This is a genomic window from Myroides pelagicus (assembly GCF_009711055.1).
In the GTDB taxonomy this organism is placed as follows: Bacteria; Bacteroidota; Bacteroidia; order Flavobacteriales; family Flavobacteriaceae; genus Flavobacterium; species Flavobacterium pelagicum.
The window spans coordinates 12,380-36,046 of record NZ_WMJY01000022.1 but is presented as its reverse complement, the minus strand read 5'-3'; the positions used below and the strand labels follow the sequence as shown (position 1 = coordinate 36,046).

At 35.7% G+C, this 23,667-nt stretch carries 19 protein-coding genes and 1 riboswitch; of the genes, 12 read left to right on the top strand and 7 right to left on the bottom strand.

The window, feature by feature from the left end; translation table 11 throughout:
* The first annotated feature begins 35 nt into the window (after positions 1–35).
* From GJV77_RS10295 to GJV77_RS10280, 4 genes are read left to right on the top strand one after another with little or no spacing between them, the layout of a single operon-like run.
* A complete protein-coding gene (locus tag GJV77_RS10295) occupies positions 36–2,714 on the top strand; it encodes a carboxypeptidase-like regulatory domain-containing protein (protein ID WP_162521606.1) in 2,679 nt (892 codons plus the stop codon).
* A 9-nt stretch (positions 2,715–2,723) separates the two neighbouring features.
* Complete coding sequence (locus GJV77_RS10290) at positions 2,724–4,397, top strand: DUF6850 family outer membrane beta-barrel protein (RefSeq protein WP_155036272.1); 1,674 nt, start codon at positions 2,724–2,726, stop codon at positions 4,395–4,397.
* Positions 4,398–4,431: 34 nt separating this feature from the next.
* A complete protein-coding gene (locus GJV77_RS10285) occupies positions 4,432–7,269 on the top strand; it encodes a S8 family serine peptidase (protein WP_155036271.1) in 2,838 nt (945 codons plus the stop codon).
* Positions 7,270–7,281: 12 nt separating this feature from the next.
* A complete protein-coding gene (locus tag GJV77_RS10280; RefSeq protein ID WP_155036270.1) occupies positions 7,282–8,205 on the top strand; it encodes a PorV/PorQ family protein in 924 nt (307 codons plus the stop codon).
* Positions 8,206–8,397: 192 nt separating this feature from the next.
* Here GJV77_RS10280 and GJV77_RS10275 read toward each other — a convergent pair whose 3' ends face one another.
* Complete coding sequence (locus GJV77_RS10275; RefSeq protein ID WP_155036269.1) at positions 8,398–8,619, bottom strand: hypothetical protein; 222 nt, start codon at positions 8,617–8,619, stop codon at positions 8,398–8,400.
* Positions 8,620–9,260: 641 nt separating this feature from the next.
* On the opposite strand from GJV77_RS10275, the gene GJV77_RS10270 reads away from it, so the two are divergent.
* Complete coding sequence (locus GJV77_RS10270; RefSeq protein ID WP_155036268.1) at positions 9,261–9,821, top strand: Crp/Fnr family transcriptional regulator; 561 nt, start codon at positions 9,261–9,263, stop codon at positions 9,819–9,821.
* 87 nt (positions 9,822–9,908) lie between these two features.
* Complete coding sequence (locus tag GJV77_RS10265) at positions 9,909–10,433, top strand: DUF4269 domain-containing protein (protein WP_155036267.1); 525 nt, start codon at positions 9,909–9,911, stop codon at positions 10,431–10,433.
* Positions 10,434–10,491: 58 nt separating this feature from the next.
* On the opposite strand, the gene GJV77_RS10260 is transcribed toward GJV77_RS10265, so the two are convergent.
* From GJV77_RS10260 to GJV77_RS10245, 4 genes are all read right to left on the bottom strand, one after another.
* Entirely contained in the window at positions 10,492–11,616 is a 1,125-nt protein-coding gene (locus tag GJV77_RS10260; RefSeq protein WP_155036266.1) for an FUSC family protein, read from the bottom strand.
* 246 nt (positions 11,617–11,862) lie between these two features.
* On the bottom strand, positions 11,863–12,246 hold the full coding sequence (locus GJV77_RS10255) for a hypothetical protein (RefSeq protein ID WP_155036265.1): 384 nt from the start codon (positions 12,244–12,246) through the stop codon (positions 11,863–11,865).
* A 35-nt stretch (positions 12,247–12,281) separates the two neighbouring features.
* Positions 12,282–12,764, bottom strand: a complete 483-nt coding sequence (locus GJV77_RS10250; RefSeq protein WP_155036264.1) for a DUF5362 family protein — start codon at positions 12,762–12,764, stop codon at positions 12,282–12,284.
* A 301-nt stretch (positions 12,765–13,065) separates the two neighbouring features.
* On the bottom strand, positions 13,066–13,590 hold the full coding sequence (locus tag GJV77_RS10245; RefSeq protein ID WP_155036263.1) for an NADPH-dependent FMN reductase: 525 nt from the start codon (positions 13,588–13,590) through the stop codon (positions 13,066–13,068).
* A 187-nt stretch (positions 13,591–13,777) separates the two neighbouring features.
* Between GJV77_RS10245 and GJV77_RS10240 the strand changes: the two genes are divergently transcribed.
* Positions 13,778–15,292: an NAD(P)H-hydrate dehydratase gene (locus GJV77_RS10240; protein ID WP_155036262.1), complete on the top strand. Its 1,515-nt coding sequence runs from the start codon at positions 13,778–13,780 to the stop codon at positions 15,290–15,292.
* 475 nt (positions 15,293–15,767) lie between these two features.
* Positions 15,768–16,202: an adenylyltransferase/cytidyltransferase family protein gene (locus tag GJV77_RS10235; protein WP_155036261.1), complete on the top strand. Its 435-nt coding sequence runs from the start codon at positions 15,768–15,770 to the stop codon at positions 16,200–16,202.
* Between the two features lie 579 nt (positions 16,203–16,781).
* Here the strand turns inward: GJV77_RS10235 and GJV77_RS10230 are convergent.
* Entirely contained in the window at positions 16,782–17,033 is a 252-nt protein-coding gene (locus GJV77_RS10230; RefSeq protein ID WP_155036260.1) for a hypothetical protein, read from the bottom strand.
* Positions 17,034–17,423: 390 nt separating this feature from the next.
* Here GJV77_RS10230 and GJV77_RS10225 point away from each other — a divergent pair, with 390 nt between their 5' ends.
* Positions 17,424–18,257, top strand: a complete 834-nt coding sequence (locus GJV77_RS10225; protein WP_155036259.1) for a universal stress protein — start codon at positions 17,424–17,426, stop codon at positions 18,255–18,257.
* A 400-nt stretch (positions 18,258–18,657) separates the two neighbouring features.
* Here the strand turns inward: GJV77_RS10225 and GJV77_RS10220 are convergent, their stop codons facing one another.
* Complete coding sequence (locus GJV77_RS10220) at positions 18,658–19,515, bottom strand: hypothetical protein (protein WP_155036258.1); 858 nt, start codon at positions 19,513–19,515, stop codon at positions 18,658–18,660.
* A gap of 127 nt (positions 19,516–19,642) precedes the next feature.
* A riboswitch (TPP riboswitch) is annotated at positions 19,643–19,735 on the top strand.
* Between the two features lie 287 nt (positions 19,736–20,022).
* Here GJV77_RS10220 and thiD point away from each other — a divergent pair.
* The 3 genes from thiD (at position 20,023) to GJV77_RS10205 (ending at position 22,940) form a co-directional block, all read left to right on the top strand.
* Positions 20,023–20,835: a bifunctional hydroxymethylpyrimidine kinase/phosphomethylpyrimidine kinase gene (gene thiD, locus GJV77_RS10215; protein ID WP_155036257.1), complete on the top strand. Its 813-nt coding sequence runs from the start codon at positions 20,023–20,025 to the stop codon at positions 20,833–20,835.
* A gap of 175 nt (positions 20,836–21,010) precedes the next feature.
* Positions 21,011–22,645 (top strand): hypothetical protein, encoded by a 1,635-nt coding sequence (locus tag GJV77_RS10210; protein WP_155036256.1) that lies wholly within the window; start codon positions 21,011–21,013, stop codon positions 22,643–22,645.
* On the top strand, positions 22,638–22,940 hold the full coding sequence (locus GJV77_RS10205; protein WP_155036255.1) for a hypothetical protein: 303 nt from the start codon (positions 22,638–22,640) through the stop codon (positions 22,938–22,940). Before GJV77_RS10210 ends, GJV77_RS10205 begins: the two co-directional genes overlap by 8 nt.
* Positions 22,941–23,667 lie beyond the last annotated feature (727 nt).

Sequence of the window (23,667 nt, the reverse complement as noted above, 5' to 3'; positions counted from 1 at the left end):
TGCTATCACTCTATTTACTATCTATACCGATGGTTATGGCCCAAAAAGGGAGTAAAGCTTCTCTTCAGGCTAGTGTTGTCGATAGCCAGACAGGAACGGCGATTGCTTTTGCTACGGTGGTATTGACCGAAAGGCAATTAAGCTTACAGACAGATATAAATGGTCAGTTTACAATTGAGTTTAACGGTCAAACTTCACTTAGCTTACAGATTAGTAGTTTAGGCTATATGCCTAAAAGTATTGTTATAAAGCCTGGAGAAGAACACCTAGTTATTGCTTTAGCACTTCAAAGTATTGGTCTTTCAGAGGTTGTGGTTTCTGCCTCTTATACCAATCCATTAACAAGTGAAGCAAAGGTTGATCAACAAGCATTAGAGTATATTAACCCTATCTCTGTTGGGGATATATTTGTTTTGCTGCCCGGGGGAATGGTTCGTCCCAATACAATTAATACACGGGAGTTAATCTCATCCAGACAAGTGGGGAGTGATAAAAGTACGTCTTTTGGTATGGGGGTAACTGTTGATGGGGTACCTATGCAAAATGATGGTTATCGCTTACAGATGGCAGGTATTACTGGATCTAATGCTAACTTAACAACTAATACAGGTGTGGATTTACGCACACTATCTACCGATCATATTCAACAAGTTGAAATAAACAAGGGAATTAGTTCTGCCTCTCAGGGGAATCTCAGTAGTGGAAATATTAAGATTACCTCTAAAAAGGGAAAGTCTCCTTTGAGAACAAGGGTAAAGTTTGACCCTTTGAATAAGTTTGCCTATATAGGAAAAGGAATGCTTCTATCTCCTAAGCTGGGAACGCTCTATGCTGGACTTGATTACATCTCCTCGAGTAATGACCTTAGAGAGGTTAAGTCAGCTTATCAGCGAATTACAGGGCAGCTTAACTATGATAATCAATTTGCTTTTTGGGGTAAATCAATTGATTTTAATCTTAGAGGAAGTTATGTGAGTTCTTTTAAGAATCGAAAAGACGATGAGGTTATCCGACTCAAAGGGGAAAATTATAAGACTTCTTATACTCGTTATGGTTTATCTGCTAATGTTGTAGCTAATATTCACTCACCTATTGTTGATGAAGTTACCTTCAAGGCATCTGTAGATTATACAAGTGATTTACTTGAACATTACAAAAAAGTAGAAAATGTATCTGTACAAATCAGCCCTTCAGCATTGGAAGCTGGTGAGCATGAGGCGAGTTACTTACCCCAACAATATTACACTTTTTACGCCTTTGAAAATAAGCCCATGAATGCTTATACGAGTTTATCAGCCAATAAGTTTTTACAATTGTCAGAATATTTGTCTATGCGTGTACTTGTAGGGACTAATTTGACCTATACCAAAAATAAAGGAGCAGGGGTAATTGTAGATCCTACACGACCGCCTTATCCGTCAAGCACTTTTACACGACCTCGTTCGAATGCTAGTATTCCGGCCTTGATACACCAAGCGGCTTATGCCGAGACTAAGTTGCGTTATGTTGTGAATACCCATGAGTGGAATGCTTCTTTAGGAGTGCGTACTACTTCAATGTACAATCTGCCTAAAGACTATTTATTGGCCTCAAAGTTGCTTATAGAGCCTCGTTTGCAATTAGCTTATACGCATTCAAAAACACTAGCTGATCAAGCACTACTAATCAATAGCTTTCGTATAGGCTTTGGTATTGAGAATAAACTGCCTTCTATAGACTTTTTGTATCCAGATAAGGTGTATCAAGACTTTGTTGCTTTTAATGGATATTTTACAGAAGAACACAATCGCTATGTCTTGATAAATACACACGTATTAGATCCTTTAAATAGCAATGTGAGAGAGAATAAAAACAAGAAAATAGAGCTGGGGTGGGATATGAAATACAAGAAATTATCTCTGTCGATTACTGCTTTTAAAGAACAGATGAACGGTGGAGTTGAGTATTTTTCAATCTATGAGCCTGTAGCTTATACGGCTTACAAATTAAAGGATAGTTCAATTGACCATAAACCGACAAAAGACGATTTAGATCCTTATCAAAAGCGAGATTTTACCATTAATAGTACGCCTGTCAATAGTGCTAAAGTAGTCAAAAAAGGAATAGAGTATCGATTGTTTTTATCAAAGGTGGAGGCGATTGCTTCCGATATAGAGATTAATGGTGCTTATTATCACACCTTATACACTAGTGGTGTACCCGTGATGCATCGACCTGCAATTACTAATGATAATAACTTATATCCTTATGTGGGGTATTACGATGGTTTTGACAAGCAGTATAACCAACGATTTAATACAAATGTTTGGATTAATACTCATTTGCCGGTTTGGAAACTGATCTTTTCAAATTTCGTACAGATTACTTGGTTGGACACGTATCGTTTGGGTGATAATGTAAGTAAGTATCCTAGTCGTATTATGGATTTGGACGGAAATACACGCGAGATAACTCCACAAGAGATAGAGGGTAATCCTGCTTTTTCTGCTTTGATGCGCAGTTTTTCTTCAGCCATGTATAACAAAGAGCGTTTGCCAATTTCTATGCTGTGGAATGTCAAACTAACTAAGGAGTTTAATAAACATGTTAAACTCTCCTTTTTTGCCAATAATCTTTTGCAATTGTCTCCTTCATACAAGACTAAGTTTCAGCGTACCCAACGAAGAGCATTAGCTCCTTTTTTTGGAAGTGAATTGATTGTTAATCTGTTTTAATTGCTTGTTATGAAATTAAATATACTTATATACTTTATTGTTGTTTTTGTATCGGTGGGTATGTGGGCTCAACCAGATAAAGAAAGTATCTATAAAGCAGCTAAACAAACTTATCTAAATGAAGATAGTCAGTCGATAACTTATCACGGATTTAAAGCATTGGCAGATAATCCCGCTTTTAATCATTACACCAAGGAGTTTGTTGATGAGGTAGGGACTTGGAGTGAGTTTATAGGCAATGGAACAGTGTCTGTTGGTCATCGTTTTAATCAAGTGCCTAAGGGAGATTATCAATTTGATTGGGGTGATCGTCAGAGGTTTAGTGAGGTAGAGGCTAAAGGATTTTTTACACAAGCCAGTAAAGGAACATTGTTTGGTACTATGGCTTATGGTCAAGAAAACCGAGAAAATAGTACGCTAAACTACGCGATTAATCCTGAGATATATTATCCTTATTTAGTGTCTGATACTTTAGGTAATGGGGATAAGCGATATGAGCATTACCAGATTCAAGGGGGATATAGTTTTGCTAAAGACGATACTTATTTGGGAATCGGAATTTCCTATAAAGGAGTTGCTTCTTCGAGGATTACCGAACCACGTTTATCTATTTATGACTCTTGGTTTAAGGTAGATGTCGGACTGCTACAGCGAACAAAGCAAGGGTTAATCAGTTTACAGGTGTATCCAGAGTTTAATCGCCAAATGATCAGTAGTAGTAATGTCTTAAATAAAGCTCCAGCAGTTTTACAGTTTATCGGTTTAGGCCAGTGGAAAAACACTCCCATTAAAGTAGGACAAAGTTATGAGCGTTCAATGACAGTCGTTGGAGCAGGAGGTTCGTTGGGTTATAAGCAAATACGGCAACCTGTTCAGCGTTGGAGTTATCAAGCAAATATACACTATAACTATAGGTATATGAATACTTTTGACAATAGTCAACTGGGGTTTGAGAGTAATACTAAGTTAAACTTATTTACTCGAAATACCCATGTGCTGAGCCCTATGTTTGCTTTAGATTATCAAGGGTCCCGTGGCTTCTGGTCATGGATGTATCAGGGGAATAATAGTTTTAGCAAAGGTAGTGAGCATATTTATGAGAGCCAGAAGGTGTCTTCTTCTCAGAATTTGTATGACTATGTGAAGGTAGCTACAAATGCTTTTTATTCTCAACAGGATTGGCAAAATGCTTTGACCATTGAGCGAAAGCAATTCTTTGATCAAACCCATAAGCTTATGACTTGGGTAAAACTAAAACATCGTTTGTATCAGGAGAAATACCTTTATCATCAACAACAAGTCTCTAGTGAGTCTTTAACCGCTAGTATTGGAACGGGATACACAAAGATGTTTACAAAAAGTTCTTTAGATATCAATTTGTCTTATGCAAATCACAAATCATTAAGCAGTACTTATAAAGTGTATAAGTCACTTGAAAAGGTTGCTATAAGGCAGTCATATATTCCTTTTGTATTGCGAACAGAACCTAACTCTTCAGTACAATGGCGAGTGTCTTATCAGCACGCAATAACTAAGCAGCAAACCTTAGGTGTTGCTTTATCAGGGAAGTATGCTTGGACAAACGAGTATTATCAAGGGCCTTATGCTATTGATTTGTCTAACTACGATGTAGCAGTTAATAATCGAATAGCCCTAGAGGTAAAAGTCTTTTACCTTTTTTAATGAATTAAAAACATACTATAACACTTAATACGAAATGAAATTAAAACTATTCTCTATTTTCTTACTTAGTCTGTGTGTCATTTCTTGTGATAAAGAATTTGACTCACGAGAAGTTCCTAATCAAGAAAACCTAGAAAAACTGAAACAGGGAGTTAAAGGCATGATAACTGTTGAGTTTCAAGGAAGTATTGTTGAGCAGTTAGACAATACGGTTAATGAATTAACCTATCCTACAGGACATGCTTCTGTTGATAAATATTTGCAATCAGTAGGAGGGTATAAGCTAAAAAGAGTATTTCCTTATGCAGGTAAATATGAATCTAAACAAGTACAAGAAAATCTACATGCTTGGTATACTGTGTTGTTAAGTGAAGATGCTCAAAAGCCAAAGTTTCAAACTTTAAGCAATGACAATTATCGTGATGTTGTCGCCTATGTTGAGCCTGTATATGAGCCTGTATTGGGAAGTTATACAATAGTACCTACAGAAGAAAAAGTGGTTAGTCAAAGCAATAGCTCAGCTTTTTTCAATGATCCTTTATTTGATAAACAGTGGAACTATCTTAATGATGGGACTGTTGGAAATTACCAAGTGGGTGATGAATATATTGTAAGTTCAATAGCTGGTGCTGATATTAATATGATTCCAGCATGGAAGCAGCAGACAGGAAAGTCAGAAGTCATAGTTTGTGTGGTTGATGGAGGAATTGATATTTACCACGAGGACTTGAAAGACAATTTATGGGTTAATCAGGGGGAGATACCTGGCAATGGAATTGACGATGACAACAACGGGTATATTGATGATGTTTATGGGTACAACTTTGTCGATGAGACAGGTGAAATAGAACCACATGATCACGGTACACACGTAGCGGGTGTCATTGCTGCGACTAATAATAATGGCAAGGGAATTTCCAGTATTGCAGGAGGAGATGGAACACCTCTCTCAGGAGTACGGGTAATGAGTTCACAGATATTTAAAGCTAATCCTAATCACGATCCTAACGATCCGGATTCTCCTAGAAATATTTCAGTTAAATCTTCTAATCATACAGCGGCTGCTATTGTCTATGGAGCGAATAATGGAGCGATAATTTCACAAAACTCTTGGGGATATAACGTAGGGTTATCTACCCCAAGAGTTGTTCAAGTGGCGATTGACTACTTCATAAAAAATGCAGGATATAAGCACACAAAAGAACCATTAATCGAAGGAGGGCTTGTCGTATTTTCAGCTTCTAATGACAACACATCGTATAAGACTTACCCAGGAGCAGAACCTAATGTGATTGCCGTAGCAGCTTATGCTCCAGATTTTTCTGCTTCTTGGTATACCAATTATGGAACATGGGTTGATATTACAGCACCTGGTGGATCGAGTAAAATTGGTAAGAAATATCCTTATCAGGGAGGTAAGATGACTTCAGGTATATTAAGTACAGTGGTATCTGAGCACGGTCAGGGCAAATACGGATATATGCAAGGGACTTCTATGGCATCTCCTCATGTGAGTGGTATTGCAAGTTTGATTGTTTCTAAGTATGGGGGACAAGGTTATACCAATAGGGAGTTAAAGCAAAAGTTATTGACAAGTGTCAAAGGTGTGGATGCTAATAATTATAATGTAAAAGAGTATCACGATAAATTAGGAAAAGGATATATTGATGCCCATTTAGCCTTGGCTGAGGTTGACTATACAGCTTTGCCTGGTATTCCATACTTTATGTCGGAGTCTATTGAGCGAAGTTATAAGTCTATTACCATTGCGTGGAAGGCACATAAAGCGGCAAATCAAGAGCAGCTCAATATCGAGAGTTATACATTGTATGTCTCTAGCCAACCAATTACTTCAGCTAATCTAAACAGTGAACAGGTTATTGCTTTAGAAGTACCAGCGAGTTACAATGTTGAAGATGCTTTGCTGGAGCGAAAAATAACAGGATTATCGAGTGGAACACAATACTTTTTTGCCCTTAGGTCTTATGCGCGTAATGGAAAAGCTTCCGAATTAGTAGCTTATCAACAAGGCATTACTACACTTACGAATCGCGCGCCTATTATTCACATGAATATTGATGATAATCTGGCAGTTGAATTAGCAGGGAATGACGTCTTGGAACTGGCCTTTAGTATTGAAGAACCAGAACAACAAAAATGGGATTATAGCTTGAGTAATAGTGCACAGCTTACCCATTGGCGATCAAAAAATGACGTAATAGTGAAGTTAGAGGCCAGTAAGTTTTACAAAGGAGATCATCAGATTGTCTTGAAGGTAACGGATCAGTATGGAGCCAGAAGTGAAAGAGTCTTTCGATTTACTAAGCGTTTTGACAATCCACCTCGTTTAATAGAAAGCCAATCTTCTCTTAATGTTGTGCTTAATAGTTTAAAACAAGTGAATTTAAAACAGTTAATTAATGACGAAGAGGTAGAATCACTACAGTTTGAATTAGAGACAGCGACTTCATCTGTGTATACAGCTGGTTTAAATCAAGGTGTATTAACAATAAAGCCAAAACAACAAGGAAAGGGAGAAATAGTTTTGTGGGTAACAGATAAACACGCACAGAAAACAAAGGTTGTCCTTCCTGTATTTGTCTATGCTAATGAAGGGATATATAGCTTATATCCTAAGGTCGCAGAGGATATCGTTTATTTAAAAGTAGGTGATAGTATTCACGGAGAAGTACAATTGACCGTTAGAGATGTTTTAGGCAGACAAGTTAAAAAAGAAATCTTCAATACAAAGGAATTACACGCTTTAAAGCGTACCTATGTGTTGTATGTGAATAGTTTGAGCCCAGGCAGGTATGAAGTTGTCCTTAATCAAGGCAATGAGCAGTACAAACAAAGTTTTGTTAAACAATAATAGAATAGAGCAATGAATAAAGGAATTGTAAAGACAATAGTTTTACTGTTTTTATCAGTAATAACACATGCACAAAATCGTCCTATTGCATTAATAGAAGCGCCTGTATCTCCAGTGTCAATGAGTATGGGGCAAGTCAGTATGTCTAGGGCAGCTGAGGGCTATGTATTTCTCAACCCATCAGCGATGTTGGCTTCGGGGAAGCATATTAGCGCTGATTACAATATCGGTTTTTTACCCACAGATGAGAGTACTATGACTTTGCATACGGCAAGTGTTGCTTACCGTTATAAGAACAGTGCCTTTTTTATTGGTGGAAGGTATTTTGATATGGGGAGTATAGACGGATTTGGACAAGGAGAGTTTAATGAAGGTGCTCGTAAAATAGATTTGCAGGCTAATACAGTTAATATAGGTTATGCTTATCAGTGGACAGGTGCTTTAGCAGTGTATAGTAAAGTGGGTATGGCCAGTGAAAAGATGATACATACTGGCAGGGCTTATCACTTAGCTTTAGGAGCTTTTTATACGGGTGGATTGGACAATCTGCAGTATAGCATAGGGGCTGAAATAGGTAATATAGGTCAGTATGTCTATCGCGATGTCTCTAAGCAATTATCGCCTAAATTGAGTTTAGGAGGAGATATAAGTATGCCGACTACTTCTACACAAAAGATAACTTTAGCTATGGACTATAGTGCTTATTTTGCCACATCAGGGTATGATTTTAGCCAGCAGTATAGTCTAGGGATTGATTATAGTTTTTACAATCGATATGCTGTTCGTGTGGGAGGGCTATTTGGTCAAGGTAATGATGCTCTTAGCACTGGTTTTGGCATTAGTTACCAGTCGTTTACTTTGAATGCGGCTGCTCGATTTGGATTAGAAAGTACTATCTATAATTCATATATGTTAGGACTGAGTTACGCAATATAAACCGTTTTTATGGTTGTGCGTATTTGAGTTTTTTGTTAGTTTTTTTACAAGAGAAGTCTTCACTTTTTATAAGTGAAGACTTTTTACTTTTTTGTATAAGTATTTTACGGATTTAATTACCGTTTTTTTTTTAAATAGAAAAGAAGCTATTACAGTTAGTAATAAGCTCCTTTTCAAGTGTATGTAAGTGCATTAATTTTTGCGTAGTTTAGCTTGGTTTGACTCAAAATACCGTAGATATATTCCGTAGATTACCCCTATAGGTAATAAAGCTACAGCTAATAAGACCACCAAATATTTATCATCAAGGACAATGTGTTTACTCTTTAGTATGCGTATTGAAAATAGCACAATAAGAGTAACATAGGCAATGACATATCCAATTACTTCAGAGGATAATAGTAAGTCGTCCATATGTGTTTAATTAATAAATTTGATGAATAGTTATCAGCATATATTATACCAATGTTGAAAATTTTTGGTGTATTTTTTTAAAAAAACATACGATTATAACAAAATGCGAATTTATTAGCTACGATATAGTAAGCTAAACGTCTTTTTATACGAGCATCAGGATAGGAGCGAGGAAGTTATATCAATCTGCTTGTATCAAAAAGTCCATTTTATAGGGGATATAAAATGGACTTTAAAAAAAAAACTTACTATAAAACTAACTCATTAATCCTCCTCTACAATAGGATTAATCATTAGCGAAAAAATATGAAAAAAAACTTACTCTCTTATTTGATCGGCTTGACAATGATAAAAAAAAACTATCAAACTTGTATTAAGTATATTTCAATTACTGCGCCAAACTTCACATTATAAATAAAAATAAATTATTTTTAGCTTATTGTTTTCTAGTGAATTACTGTGTATTACTTGTTATTGTTGAGGTTAATGAAGGTAAAAATGTATTAGCCTTGTATGTTTAAAAGGAAAAGTGCTTTTTTTGTATTATTGCTCAATGAGTAGTAAGGAATTAATATAGGCAAACCGATCTTTTTTTGGTAACTTAGAGGTATTATAGCAATCTGTTAAGAAAGGGTGTTACCATGAATATGTTGATTAGGCTTTTTGAACAATATGGATATATCTCTGCTCAATGCAAGGAGGTCATCGAGCAAAATATACAGACTGTTCACCTAAAAAAAGGAACGGTTATTCAAAAGCGAGGACAGAGTCCTATGGCGCTATATGCCATAGAGAAGGGGGCTGTGCGAGGTTTTTACACTAAAGAAGTTCGAACCATAGATACTTGGTATGCTTTTGATCACACTATATTGCCTGCGACTTATCAAATGTATAAGAGCAGCGTGGCTAACGAGAATATTCAGTGTATGGAGGACTGTTTGGTACATTGTATTTCCAACAGTGTTATGTTGAGACTTTTTAGAGAGTATCCAGAACTCAATCTTATTTGTCGTCGATTGGTAGAAGAATATGCTTTGGATCTACAGCAGCGAGCTTACCAATTGCAAACCATGTCTGTTGAACAGCGTTACTATAGTTTACTCAAGGATTTAGGCGATCATTTTACTCGTGTGTCTAGTGCTAATATGGCGAGTTATCTCGGTATTACAGAACAGGTATTGAGTCATATCAGAAGGATTTGATTTACTTTAGTCTTGATTAGTTTTTTTAATCATTACCTTTGGCCAGTGCATAGTGAATCTTTTATGTAATATCAAGCCTTAAATACCATGAACTTTAGAGATCTTTCTTATCTTCAAACGGGTACTGCTGTCCAACAAGAAATTTATCAACTCTTAGATACACATCAGGTTATGCAAATATTAGCCATACATGACCCTGTACTTATTGGTACTTATCCTATTGATATCGCCATTGCTAGTAGTGATTTAGATATTTGTTGTACCTATCAAGATAAAGTCTCTTTTATAAGTTTGGTGAATCGATACTTTGGGCATTACCCTGGCTATCAGGTGAGAGAAAAGCAAGCTTGTGGAGAAGCTGCTGTAGTAGTCGGTTTTTTCATTGGTACTTATGAAGTAGAGCTATTTGCTCAGTCTATCCCTGTAGAGAGCCAAAATGGTTACCGACATATGTTGGTCGAACACCAATTGTTGGTTCAGCAAGGAGAAGCGTTCAAACAGGCGATTATTGCACTTAAAGAAGCTGGACTAAAAACAGAACCCGCTTTTGCTAAGCTATTGAACTTACAAGGTGATCCTTATGAGGCCTTGCTGCAATTCGGACAAAAGTAAGTAGAGATAAAGTGTACTTTGTCCTTTGGTTGTCCTTGTATTAAAGCAAGTAATCTCTTTATCTTTTTGATTTTACAATGGCTCTTTTTTTTCTTAGCAATTGCAGACGCGTATTTCTTAGGCTATCTCTAGTTTGTTTTCTCAGGTATTCATGGTGTAGAAACCAACCGCCAATTCCTCCAATTAAACTCCCAATAACAATGTCTAGAAAGCGCGATTGTATTAGCAAATTAGGCGTAGTGATCATTGTGCTCCCCGCTTCGGCTAGTAATACCGTAAGTGCAGTTATAAAAATAACCGCCACAGCATAGTTTCGGCTGATAAACATCTCTATTATAAACTGTAAGACCATTATACAAATGCAGAAATACAGTGGTGAGTCTGAAAGGGAAATGAGCAACCAACATAGCGCCAAACCAACAAATGTTCCTGCTATGCGCTGTAAGGCTCTTTGCCAGACGTGATATAGCGTTATCCCTTGCATAATAGCAGCACAAGAAATCGGTATCCAATAGGGGTTGTCTAATTTTAATAGATTGCCTGTTAATAGTGAAAACGACAAGAATCCACCGACAATCAGTGAGCGAATTAGGTATTCTACTTGTTCTTTTATAGGGACGTGATAGATCTGTGGTATGGCTGTTTTACTGTTGTATTTTTTGCCTATTAGTAAGCTATAGATCATCGCTAGGCTACAGGCAAACATCGTTCCCATAGCTACATATCCTAGTCGCGTTGGGATACTGGCTAAGTCAAAAGGCATATTGCTAGACATGGAAGCAACCATGATAAAAAAGAAACTACCAGGTGGAGGTGTCTTAAAATAGAGTGTTATCCAATGAACTGCTGTTGTAAATAAACCAAAGACCAAGGCTGAAAGATAGAGATTAAAGCTAAAGGTAATCCCAACGGCAAAGCTGAGCATAAAGCCGAACGAACACACTAACATTGTTAGCATTCGCTGTGGTGTAGGAATGTTAGAGGGTAAGTATAGAATCACTAATCCCGATAGACAGGCTAGTAATCCAGCCGAAAGATTGTCAAAGTACCAACCCGTGAGTAGGGGTACTCCAGTGGCTAGCATGGCCATAAGAGGTATATGCCACAAGCGTTGACTTTGTTTTAATTTGAATAGTGTTTTGCTCTCTTGTCTGATTAATCGGACAAAGAAATTATCTCCCATTGTATTTTTTTTAATGTATTGGTGAACTACACATATGCCATTTTTGTACTGTCGAAACAATAGCGTGTAGGCGAGTTAAAATAGTTCGGTATAAGACAATACTGAATCGTTGTAGTTTCTCATTCTAGCTAATTGTCTGTAATAAAGTATGGCAAAAATACTAAAAACTCTTGGGATTGCCCAATATAAAAAAGCGCACTATATTAGGGTATAGTACGCTTTTTAAATTATGTAGATACGAATTGTTTATACTCCTGTTATCAATGCGATGATAAAAGAGGCTACTGTTGCTATAAGTGTAAATAGGAAGTAGCGTTTTAATCCTGAAAAAGCATCAATAACTGCTTTTGTATCACTTCTGTTTTCTGTGAAGGCTTTACATTTGCTAGCATAATTGTATAGCCCTAACGATGCTAGAGCGTTTATTACTGCTATACCTATATTGAGTACTCCTGAAAGCGGATCGATTATTATAGTACCTATTGCACCTATAACGCTAAAGGCAACACCTAAAAATCCAAGTATCGCCATAAACATAGCCCAGCCTCCCATTTTAGCAATGTGGTCTTGTGCAGTTTCTGTAAATACTAATCCTTTACTTTGTTTATTTTCTATATTATGAATATCCATGACTTGTCTTTTTTATTTTGTTGATTGATTTTGGACTATAGTTGTGAAGCAAGCGCACCAGCACCAGCTATAATTGCAAAAAACAAAGCAAAGATTCCAAGTCCAATAGCGCAAATGGTCATTATTGCAGAGCCTTTAAAGTATTTACCTAGTGACTCTAGAGCTAATTCTAAATCTTCATCACTTTGATTGTTAATGCCTTCTGTTACTTGTTTAGAGAACTTAGTTAATAAGGTCAATAAATAAAAGATAATTGCAAAAATACCTAACACGGGAATAGCAATTAGCATAGCGACATTAGTGTCAACATCAGAAAAAGCACTTCCCATAATGCTTTCTAAAAATTCATCTCCAATACCTGCGATAATAGCTACAATCACTAAGGTAATTAGACCTAAGATAGCCATACCGATAACCGCTGTTATTTTAGTGTATTTACCTGTTTCTAGTAGATCATGTTGCGTTTGATCAGGTACGTAGAACTTATGTTCTTGCTCTCCAATATTGTGAAGTTCCATATTGATTAATTTAATAGAGTTAATGATTTTCTTTTTTGTTAAAAGTAAGAAAAAAATATTAGATAGATAGAGCGAAGGTATGTTTAACTACTTTAATAGTGTTGATATGATTAATTCTTTATAATGTTTTTTGTGTTTAATTGATTGATTTTTAATGTGAGAGGTGAAGGGTGTTAATTTGTAATATTACTTGATTAGATAACGAGAAGTAAAATAAACAAGTAGGTTAAAAACAACCCCTTGCTAATACGTGGATACACTAACAAGGGGATGAATAGTTTAGTATGAAATTGTAAGTATATTATAAATGGTCTTTAAAATTTTGTATGGTTTGGGTTAGAAGCGCTTTTTGTTCAGGGTTTATAATTTCTGCATCTTTGAAGTTGTCATAAAATTGTCCAAGTGAATAGCTAGCTATGATGTTTCCTCCAAAATAAGGAAAAATACTTTGGGCTTGTTGGAGAACACCAGAAGCGCCTCTTGCTCCAGGAGAAGTAGATAGAAGAAGCATAGGTTTATCTTTAAATACTTTCATATCCTCTCTCGAGGCCCAATCAAAGATATTTTTAAACGCTGTAGTGAATGATCCATTGTGTTCAGCTAATGAAATAATTAAAGCATCACTTTCACTTATAGCTTGATTAAACGCTGTAGCTTGGCTAGGTACACCTTGTTTATTTCTGTCTTCTGAGTAAATTGGCATTTCAAAGTCATTTAGATCCAAAAGATTAATCTGATCGTTTGGGAAATATTTAGTCGCCAATTCTACCAATTGACCATTGATAGAAGTTGAGCTATTACTTGCGGCAAATGCGGTTATTTTCATGTTTATTATTTGTTTTATTGTAGGTCAAAGATAGGTTGTATGGATGAGCTTTTACTTAATCTAGGACAAGAAGTTTATTTGTTTTATCACAGAATAAGGGATACTTTTAGTGAGGTATCTATAATGAGGTTTTACACAAATAGGTGCTAGGTTTAGATCAATCAATAAAAGCATAAATTAAAAAAGTATGAAAATATTAAGCACTGAGCAAATTCGGTTGTTGGATCAAAAGACCATAGAAAATCAGTATATTTCGTCGTTTAAGCTGATGGAGAGAGTTGCTACGCGCTTGTTTGAGGCAATTAGTAATAGACATAAGCTTTATCACAGTAGTTTTGTCATTTTCTGTGGAAAGGGAAACAATGGTGGTGATGGATTAGCTTTAGCTCAATTACTTAAAGAGGCAGGGGCATTCGTGAAGGTGTATTTGCTTCAGAGTAAAAAGTATAGCTCAGACAATTTGCGCAATCAAGAATTGCTTGAGGATAGAGGTATTAAAGTCGAGAAGTTTAATCCAGAGAAATTCAGCTTTTCGATCAAGCCAGACGATATATTGATTGATGCCCTGATAGGGACTGGTCTTCGCGAAGTATTACCTTCAGAGTGGGGAGAAGTAATGGATTGGTTAAACCAGGTCGAGTGTAAGGATCGACTGGCAATAGACGTTCCATCTGGAATGTTTGTTGATGGACCTACACCGGTAGGAGCTCCGGTATTTAAAGTATCAAAAGTTTATGCGATTCACGCACCTAAAATTGCGATGCTGTTACCTGACTCAGCAAAGTACATGGATGATTTTGAGGTGGTATCCATCGATTTAGACAAGGTTGCGGTAGAGGAGTTTGAGAGTAATTATCAGTATGTGTTAGCGAATATTGTACGACCATTTATCCACAAACCTACAAAATATGCTCATAAGGGAACCTTTGGACGGGCTTTGATTATTGGTGGTAGTCATGGTATGATGGGAGCAGCAGTCTTGGCAAGTCGTGCCTGTATGCGTATAGGTGCAGGACTTACTACGGCTTATGTCCCTAGCTGTGGGTATTCGATCATGCAGACAGCAAATCCAGAAGTGATGTGTATGGTTGGCTCATCTGATGAGTACCTAGTGACTTTTCCTATTGTGGAGAAGTATCAGGCTATAGGCGTGGGGATAGGATTGGGGACAGCTAAAGCAACGCAAGTAGCGTTTGCAAATTTTGTCAGGGAAAATACAAATCATTTGATGGTATATGATGCCGATGCGCTAACACTTTTATCGATGGATAAAAGGTTATTAGAGCATCTGGGTAAAGGAAGTATACTTACACCACACCCTAAAGAATTAGAGCGTTTGATAGGGACTTGGGAAACTGATTTTGAAAAGCTAACGTTGTGTTGTGCATTCGCTCAAAAGTACCAAGTTGTATTAGTTGTCAAAGGTGCACATACAGCGGTTGTTTGGCCTTGTGGCAAAATACACTTTAACAGTACGGGCAATTGGGGTATGGCAACAGCAGGAGCAGGAGATGTATTAACAGGGATACTAACGGGGTTACTCGCTCAGGGCTATACGAGTGAGCAAGCGAGCCTTTTAGGGGTATATTTGCACGGATTAGCAGGAGATTGTGCCGTAAAGCTAATGTATAAAGTTAATCTTATTGCTTCTGATCTTATTGATAATCTTACAAATGCGTATGTTTCGTTGCTAAATGAGTAATATGTTTTGCTTTGAGATTAAATAAAATAGTTAAAATCGCATTATTAACTTTTTTGTATTAAAAGTTTTCATAATTTAGCCCGCGAGAACAGTAGTAGTGGGGACTTTATTGCTTCTCAAATAGCAAAAATTACTTGTGTGATTCGAATAAATTGTTTTGATCTTAAAAGACGTTTATTCATACAAGTTAAAGAAAAAGGCATATAATATCCATTATATGCCTTTTTTAGTAGTATAGGGAATAAGAAGTATCTTTTTAGGTCCAATCTCCCAGCATAATGAGGGGCGATAACAAAAAAGTAATATTAAATATTAAAAAATAGTTATACTTTTGCCCTGAAAACAATGATTTCGGCGATTCAAAGGCTTTAGAAGCAGGGAGTAGAGAAGTAATTGTTCTTCATGGAAAAGGAAAAAGTTATTTAGGATAAAGGTTTGTCAAAGAATCGTTTATTTAAAATGTAAAAAGAATTGTATGAAAGTTGGAATTACCTTTAGTGCATTTGATCTGTTGCATGCAGGTCATATAAAGATGTTGGAAGATGCAAAGAGACAATGTGATTACTTAATCGTAGGGTTGCAAACAGACCCCACGCTTGATCGTCCAGAGAAAAACAAACCTACACAGTCAGTAGTAGAGCGCTACATTCAGCTGAAAGGATGTAAGTTCGTCGATGAGATTATCCCTTATGCTACAGAGCAAGACTTAGAAGATGTATTGCGTTCGTTTAAGATAGACGTGAGAATTTTAGGTGTAGAGTACAAGGATAAGAGCTTCACGGGAAGAACATATTGTGAAGAAAAGGGAATAGAGTTGTATTACAATTCTCGCGATCACCGCTTCTCAAGTAGTTCATTGCGCAAAGAAGTTGCCGAGAAGGAAAATAGCAAAGTTGTAAAAATAGGATAAATACAACTCAACGCATAGATAAAGTACAACCTGATGGTTGTACTTTTTTTTTGTGATAATATGTTTATAGCATAAGTGCTTTTTTGAAGTTCTTTGTTAATTCTAGACTTTGATTAAGCAGATGAAATGCTCTTTTTTTGATTTATTTGTTGCCAAGATTGAGAAATAACTCCAGTATTCTTGAGGTATACTACCCTAGGAGCACTTCTTTGGCAACAAAAGTGCAAGCAATGTGCACGTATACTTCAAGGAAGTCTGAGTAAAAGATGGAAATGTTTTTGAAAAAAAGGGCGTGAAGGGATAGCGATAGAGGGATTTTTGACTGTGCCTAGGGTATAGGGTATGGTGAGTATATTTAATGTAGGGAAACACAGGTGGTTTGAGGGTATAAAAAAGAGAATGCACAGGCATTCTCTTATAGTAGGAATTGCGATTGTATCGTATTTTGTTACAATAGAGTCGCAATTGCTGTTTCTAGATTAGTTGAACTATAAACGGGTGTTATAAAAATTAAGGTGTAAAGCGTAATTAAGATGACGTTAGTGGTGTTTATAATAAATATCTAGTTTAAGAAATATACTAGACCGGAAACTCGATAGCGTAGTATTTCTTAGGTCGTTTTAAAAAGCTAAACAATGCGCTTTTTTTCATCAGTTTCTTGATGGTGTAATTCTTTTCAATCAACAGTAAGTGATTTTGGTACGATAGTTTGTCAATATAAATAACAGACTCACCCCTTTGTTTAGCGTGGTGAATTAAAGAATCGATTTCATTCAATTCTCTTTCTAAGCTAAGATCGTCAATGGGGTTTTTGACAGATACAATTTGCATAGTAATACAATTTCGTTTATAAGGTGTTTGTTGCAAATGTAAGAAATAAAAGAGCGATTGTTTATTAATTACGTATTAAAAGCGATATATGATTGATTAATTATTAAAAAGCTAATTTAAAATGTTTATGACTTAAATTGGCAGTATAATTAACATAAGTGTAGTTATTTATTTTATGTATTTAACATAAAATATTAAATAAAATTTAAATAAGGTTTGATTGATTGATTTTGCTAAGTTTAATGATAGGTTAATATTAGTATTTATATATTTAACGCCAAATAAAGTCGTCATTGTAATTTGAATAAAGTAGTAGGATTGTTTAGTTAAAAGATTATTAGAAAATAAAGATTATTCATATCTTTATGCAAAACATTACAATCACATACTATGAAAAAAATATTATTCCCAACCGACTTTTCTGAAACAGCTAATAATGCACTAGTATATGCACTGCGAATGGCTGATAATCAAAAAGCTAGTTTATTTGTTTTGCATGCTTATGAAATGCCAGTAATCTCTGCAACGGCAAACCCTGTGATGGTGCAAGATGTCTATAAGACAATAGAACTTAGCAACTTTGAAAATTTCAAAGATCAGGTACCACAAATTAGAGAGATTGCCAAGGAGCACAATTTAGACCATGTGCCTATGCACTTTATTCTAGAGGAAGGTTTCTTAAATACGATTATGAAAAAGGTTGTGAAAGAAGAGGCTATCGACTTAGTGGTAATGGGAACCAATGGTAACTCTGGGTTGGATAAAAAGCTATTAGGCTCTAATACTGCTAATGCTATTAGTTCATTAGATATCCCTGTGATGAGTGTTCCGCATGATGCTATCTTCGACGGGGTGAAGTCTATTGCATTCTCTACTTTGTTTAAGACGCAAGATAAAGCAATTTTAGACAAGTTAATTCCAATGGCTAATGGTTTTGGTGCAACGATTAAATGTGTGCATGTAGCTACGTCTAAAGATAAAATTGATGGAGCTGTAGTGAAGAGCTGGGAAGAAAATTATAAAGATTCTCCTGTTCGTTTCTATATCGTTGAGGCAAGTGATGTTGAGAAAGGTATCTTTGAGTTTTTAGATCAAGAGAATATTGATTTATTAGTGTCTATCACACGCAGTAGAAACTTCTTTGAAAAGCTATTTACAAGTAGTGTGACTAAGAAGCTTAGTTATCATACTTATGTGCCTATTTTGGCTTTTCACGAAGAATAGTAAGAAACCGTATTTTTTGTAAATAAAGAGAGCTGTATTCATATGGAATGCAGCTCTCTTATTTTAATAAAAAGGTGTAATCGAATGATTACACCTGCATTCTCGAATGTGTTTAGTCGTGGAGTCTAAATTCTCGGAATGTTTGCTTTCTATTATAATAGGTAATTGTTGGTTTATTCGTGTTTTGTTGTATCACATTAGACATGAAAAGAAAAATTAAAGTAGGAAGGTAATCATTAAAACATTTGGTAGCTATAGGGGTATTTGTAAACTTGTTTTAATAAGTGTTTACGATTTGAATTTTGTACAAATAAAAAGTCCCTTTGGTTAAACAATCAAAGGGACTTAGTATATTCAAAATTACTACTAGAGCTACTGCTGGGGGTAATTCATAGAGCGGTTATTTTTGCTCTATTTTTTTGTAGGTGTATTTAATTACTTCTTTATCGCTTTTATCTGATTCAAAATAAGTAATTTGTTCTATTGGCATACCAGTTTTGGGATCTAGAGTATATTCAATCGGAAGTACTTCCGTATCATTGTATTGATACTTGGTCACGCTATTTTTGTTGTTGTGAACAAATCCTAAAAATTCACCTGTAAAATCATAGTCATCTAATGAAAAGTCAACGCGCATGTATTTAAAAGGATTAGGCGTATTGTCATAGCTGAACTTCATTTGTTCGGGTGTAGAGGTGTTCGGACTGTTGTCAACAAGTATGATATTACCTTCTTTGTGTTGATACATAATAGTGTTAACATTATTCGCAGTAGTCACAACTTCTTTTAAGACTTGTCTTTGATCGTTGTACTCAAAGGTAGTTTTTAAGTCTTCTACAGCATCGTAAATTTCGCTGACAAGCTCTTGAGCATTATACGTAAGGGTTGCGTCCCAGAAATCAGTATTGTCTATAAGGTCAACACTTTTGTACTTAACTAATAATCCTTTGTCGTTATAGGTATAGGTACCTTTGTACTTTTGTATATTTTCAGTTGGTTGTCCTATATCGTCAATCGATTCGATAGTATGACTAATTAAGGCTCCTTTGTCGTCATAGGTGAAAGTTTTTGTTTCTGTATCATATGGTTTGTCAAACTCTCCTTTGTCATTAGCTAAGTAGTAATCTGATTGCATAGATTCTACCACATAAATATCGTTTGATGGAACAGGGGTTGGGGTAGGAGTATCATCAGAAGAACAACTTGCCATCAAAAGAGCAATAATTGACATGGATAGAAATGATTTTTTCTTTTTCATATTTTTTCAATTAAGTGATTAGATTTGTAAATATAGATGAATTTTAACTTAAAAAAATATAATTTCACAGCTAAGTTAATAATTGTGAAAACTATAGGTAGGTTGCCTTATTAAATGTATGTTTGTAAAGTACTGTTAGGGGTGCTTTAGTAAGCTGAGATAATACCCTAGAACCTGATATGTTGTAATTGACATCGTAGGGAAACGGCAAAAAATAGAAAAGTATAGTTGTACTAGGACTACAATTATTCAAGATATTGTGTTGATGACCGTTTTGCTTGTGTAAAACGGTCTTTTTTTTTTGCTTAAAAGCCAACGCAGTAAACATACATAACTAAGCTAGCTGTGCCCATTTTGTTGTTTGTGCATTTGATCTAGTGTCGAAAATGTTTAGGGTATAAGCAGCAGCTTAGCTTGTGTACTGTGCTTTCGTTTTTAGTCTCTTCACATACAGCATATTTAGGGTTTGTGTTAAAAATTATTGGCATATAGATAAAATCAGAAGCAATGAGTCAGAGGTATAAAATAGCATTGAGTATAGCAGGGAGTGATCCAAGTGGAGGAGCAGGTATACAGGCAGATTTAAAGACCTTTTCGGCTTTGGGGTGCTATGGAGCTACAGCTATCACAGCAGTTGTAGATGAAAACACAGTAGGAGTAAGCGGTGTACATCCTATACCAGTTGATTTTGTCGTGGGACAGATAGATTCTGTACTCTTAGATATCGGCAGTGATGCTGTAAAAATAGGTATGTTGCACGCTAAGTCTTTAATTCAAGGAGTAAGTGAAGTTCTATTCAGGTATGAGCAAACCAATATTGTCTTAGATCCTGTGATGGTAGCAACATCAGGAGATGAACTTATGCAACAAGAGGCGGTTGATACACTAAAAGAAGTATTGATTCCTCAGGTAAGACTTCTAACCCCTAATATACCAGAGGCTGAAGTCTTATTGGGACAGAAGATAGATACGAAAGCTGATCTAGCTGAATACGCGCGTGCTTTATCGTGTAATAGACAGGTTTCAGTATTGTTAAAAGCAGGTCATGTTGCTGGGGAGGTATTGACAGATGTATTATACAATGCAGAAATTGACAAAGTGTTATACTTGCCATCGCCGCGTATTTATACACAAAACACCCATGGGACGGGTTGTACGTTATCTTCTGCAATTACGGCCTATTTAGCCTTAGGGTTGCCGTTAAACCAGGCGGTACAACGGGGTAAAGATTATATAACAAGAGTACTTATAGCTGGTGCAAAATACACAATTGGTAAAGGACATGGACCTGTTCATCACTTTGCTGATTTTTGGGAATAACCCCAGTGATAATTTTTTTTTCAATTATACTTAGAGGAGGCTTCTAGATAAGAAGTCTCCTTTTTTATGTTTAGGATCATTACGAAAGATAAGTAGGTGAAAATTGACGTTTTTTAAGGTTTTATTTCTTAAAGTTAGTTGTCTTTAAGAAAGGAGCCAAGCTCAAGCGACATGGTTGAGTATTTGTGGTACACCACCATCAGCAGTATTTGATATAAGTGATAAGCACTGTGGTGAAATTGTTGTTAATGGAGAGTACAAACAAGGGAAATACTTAGATGCTTCTAACTTTATCACCTTAACAGTGACAGTGACAGAGCCTGGTACTTACGAATTATTAGCTATTAGTAAGAATGGCTATTATTTTTCTGACAATGGAACTTTTCCAGCAGCGGGAAGTTATACACTGATGCTCAGTGGGACAGGTACACCTAGTAAGGGGTATACTACCGGAGAAGCAGGTGATAAATTGACTATATATTTAGATAAGCGTAGAGAAAGTGACTGTCATCCTAATGTGTTTGTTAGTAGAGCTGCTGTAAGTTATATGGTGGAGTGTGCGACGATACGAGTGCCAGATGCGTGCTTTATTGGTTTAAAGTTAACGGAAGCTGATAAGTTAGCATTTACTGTTAATGTAACTTCTCCAGAGTATTGGAATATTAATACAGATAAGGTAAATGGCTATTCTTTTGCTGGTTCGGGTATATTTGAAACAACAGGTAAGGTTGAGATTGAATTGCAAGCCATGGGAACACCAATTGCTTCAGGAAAAAATGCTTTTACATTAGTTACCAATTCGGATATGGCTAATACTTGTCCTGCCATAGATGTAGAGGTAAAAGATATTAGTTTTTCAGTTGACTGTACGAATGCCGTAGTTAAAGGAGATTACTTACAAGATGAAGCAGCTACTGCTAATCATACTGTGATTCTTCCGATCACTGTATACGCTACTGGCGTAACTACCTTAAAGACTAATGAAGTAGGAGGGGTGTATTTTAGCTCTGGACCATTAACTCTAGATAGTATGGGTGAGCATGAAATAGTACTAACAGCTAATGGTATACCGACAACACCTGGGGTGAATACTTATATTTTAATGTCAGCTGATGGTTTGACACAGTCATGTTCATTTGATGTATCAGTGGCTGCTCAGCCGGTTAATTATTTACTGGATTGCTCGAAAACGGTTAGACACGGTGTGTATTCCCCAGGAATTGCGATGACACAAGAGAATACTTTGGAAGTAATGGTAGATGTGAAGTACCCAGGAGAGTACCTTATAAAAACCAATGAGGTAAACGGAGTAAGCTTTTCTGCTACTGGTCTGTTTGAATCTATAGGTAAACAATCCGTTCTATTAAGAGCCAAAGGTATTCCAGTTGATGGAGGTACATATAATTATGCAATAAGTGGCAATAGTTCTGTTGGTGTAAATGTGTGTAGTCAATCCATTGACTTTAGATATCGAACGATTAATGTTCTTGGGCTTGGAGCCGGAGTATATCAACCTGCTTCTTCAGATCAAATTCATTCTTCAAAGGCTATTGTAAAAACAGCAGCTAACCTTGGTCCAAAAGGAATTCTTAAAGTCGAGAGTATTGAGCTGGTTGATGGTGAGGGTAGTAAAGGTGTGTATTTAAAGAATTTTATTAATAATAATAAGATTGATGTTATTGTAATTGGCTTTGCTTATGGCGCAGATAATGAGGTAATTAAGATTTTAGCCGATTTTGTCAAAAATAAAAAAGGAGTGGTGATTCACGCTCAAGAAAACAATCCTGAAAAATATAAAGAATATGCTTAATGCTATAAGTACTTCAGTAGGCACAGTTGTTAGCAGTGGTGTATCGACACCTACTAATGCAATTAAACAAGTAGACGATCCGTTAATCAATGGACCTTTTGGAGATATTCGAGGGTTGGCAGCTGGTAGTGATGTAAATAATTCACTATATGTTAAAGGATATTCATCGGATTATCTTCCTATCGCGGTTAATAATAAAGATGCTGCATTGGCTTGGATGCTTAAACATCAACCTTTGGGTTATACATTGGCGATGGAGGTTGGATTTCAGGAAATGCAATTAATAAAGATATAAATATATATCCAGCAGCTATTACATCAGCAGGTAAGCCAATTGCTAAAAAGTATAATGGCGATATAATGGTATATAATAGTGTTTTATATGCTAACACTATGGCTTGGGCGATTGCATATGTACAGGCTAATACAGTAGTGGAGTATATGGTTAAATAAGGCTATTAAAAGTAGAAGATTAAAAAAGAAGTGAGTCTAGCATTGTTAGGCTCACTTTTTTGTTATATACTAATGAGAAAATGAAGTGATTTTTAAGGGGTATTGGAGGTCGATAAAGTTATTTTCTAACAAAAATGGGCTTAACACAACAAAAATCAAGTGAAAAAAGATAGGATTTCACATGAAATTAGAAGATAGGCTTCTAACTTTTCTTTAAGAAAATAATTAATACTTCTAGAAAGAGCTTTTTTGGAAGTTTTAGGTATAGTTTTCGAAAAAAAAGAGAGAGAATTCACCACTGAAATCATTGATTTCAACAAATATTCAATAAATCTTTTTAAGATTTTAAACGTTAAATTATCTTAAAAGACAAAAATAGGCATTAGCTAGAATGTTAGGTTTGTTGCTAATAATTAAGTTATTTGTTTTTATTATTTAGGTTCTTAATAAAATATAGATGTATGGTGTTTATAATTTGATTATTCGCAATAAGTCATTTTATGTGATTATAGGTTAGTGAATCCATTTTATGTAATTATCATGAATAAAAACATGATAAATTACCATAT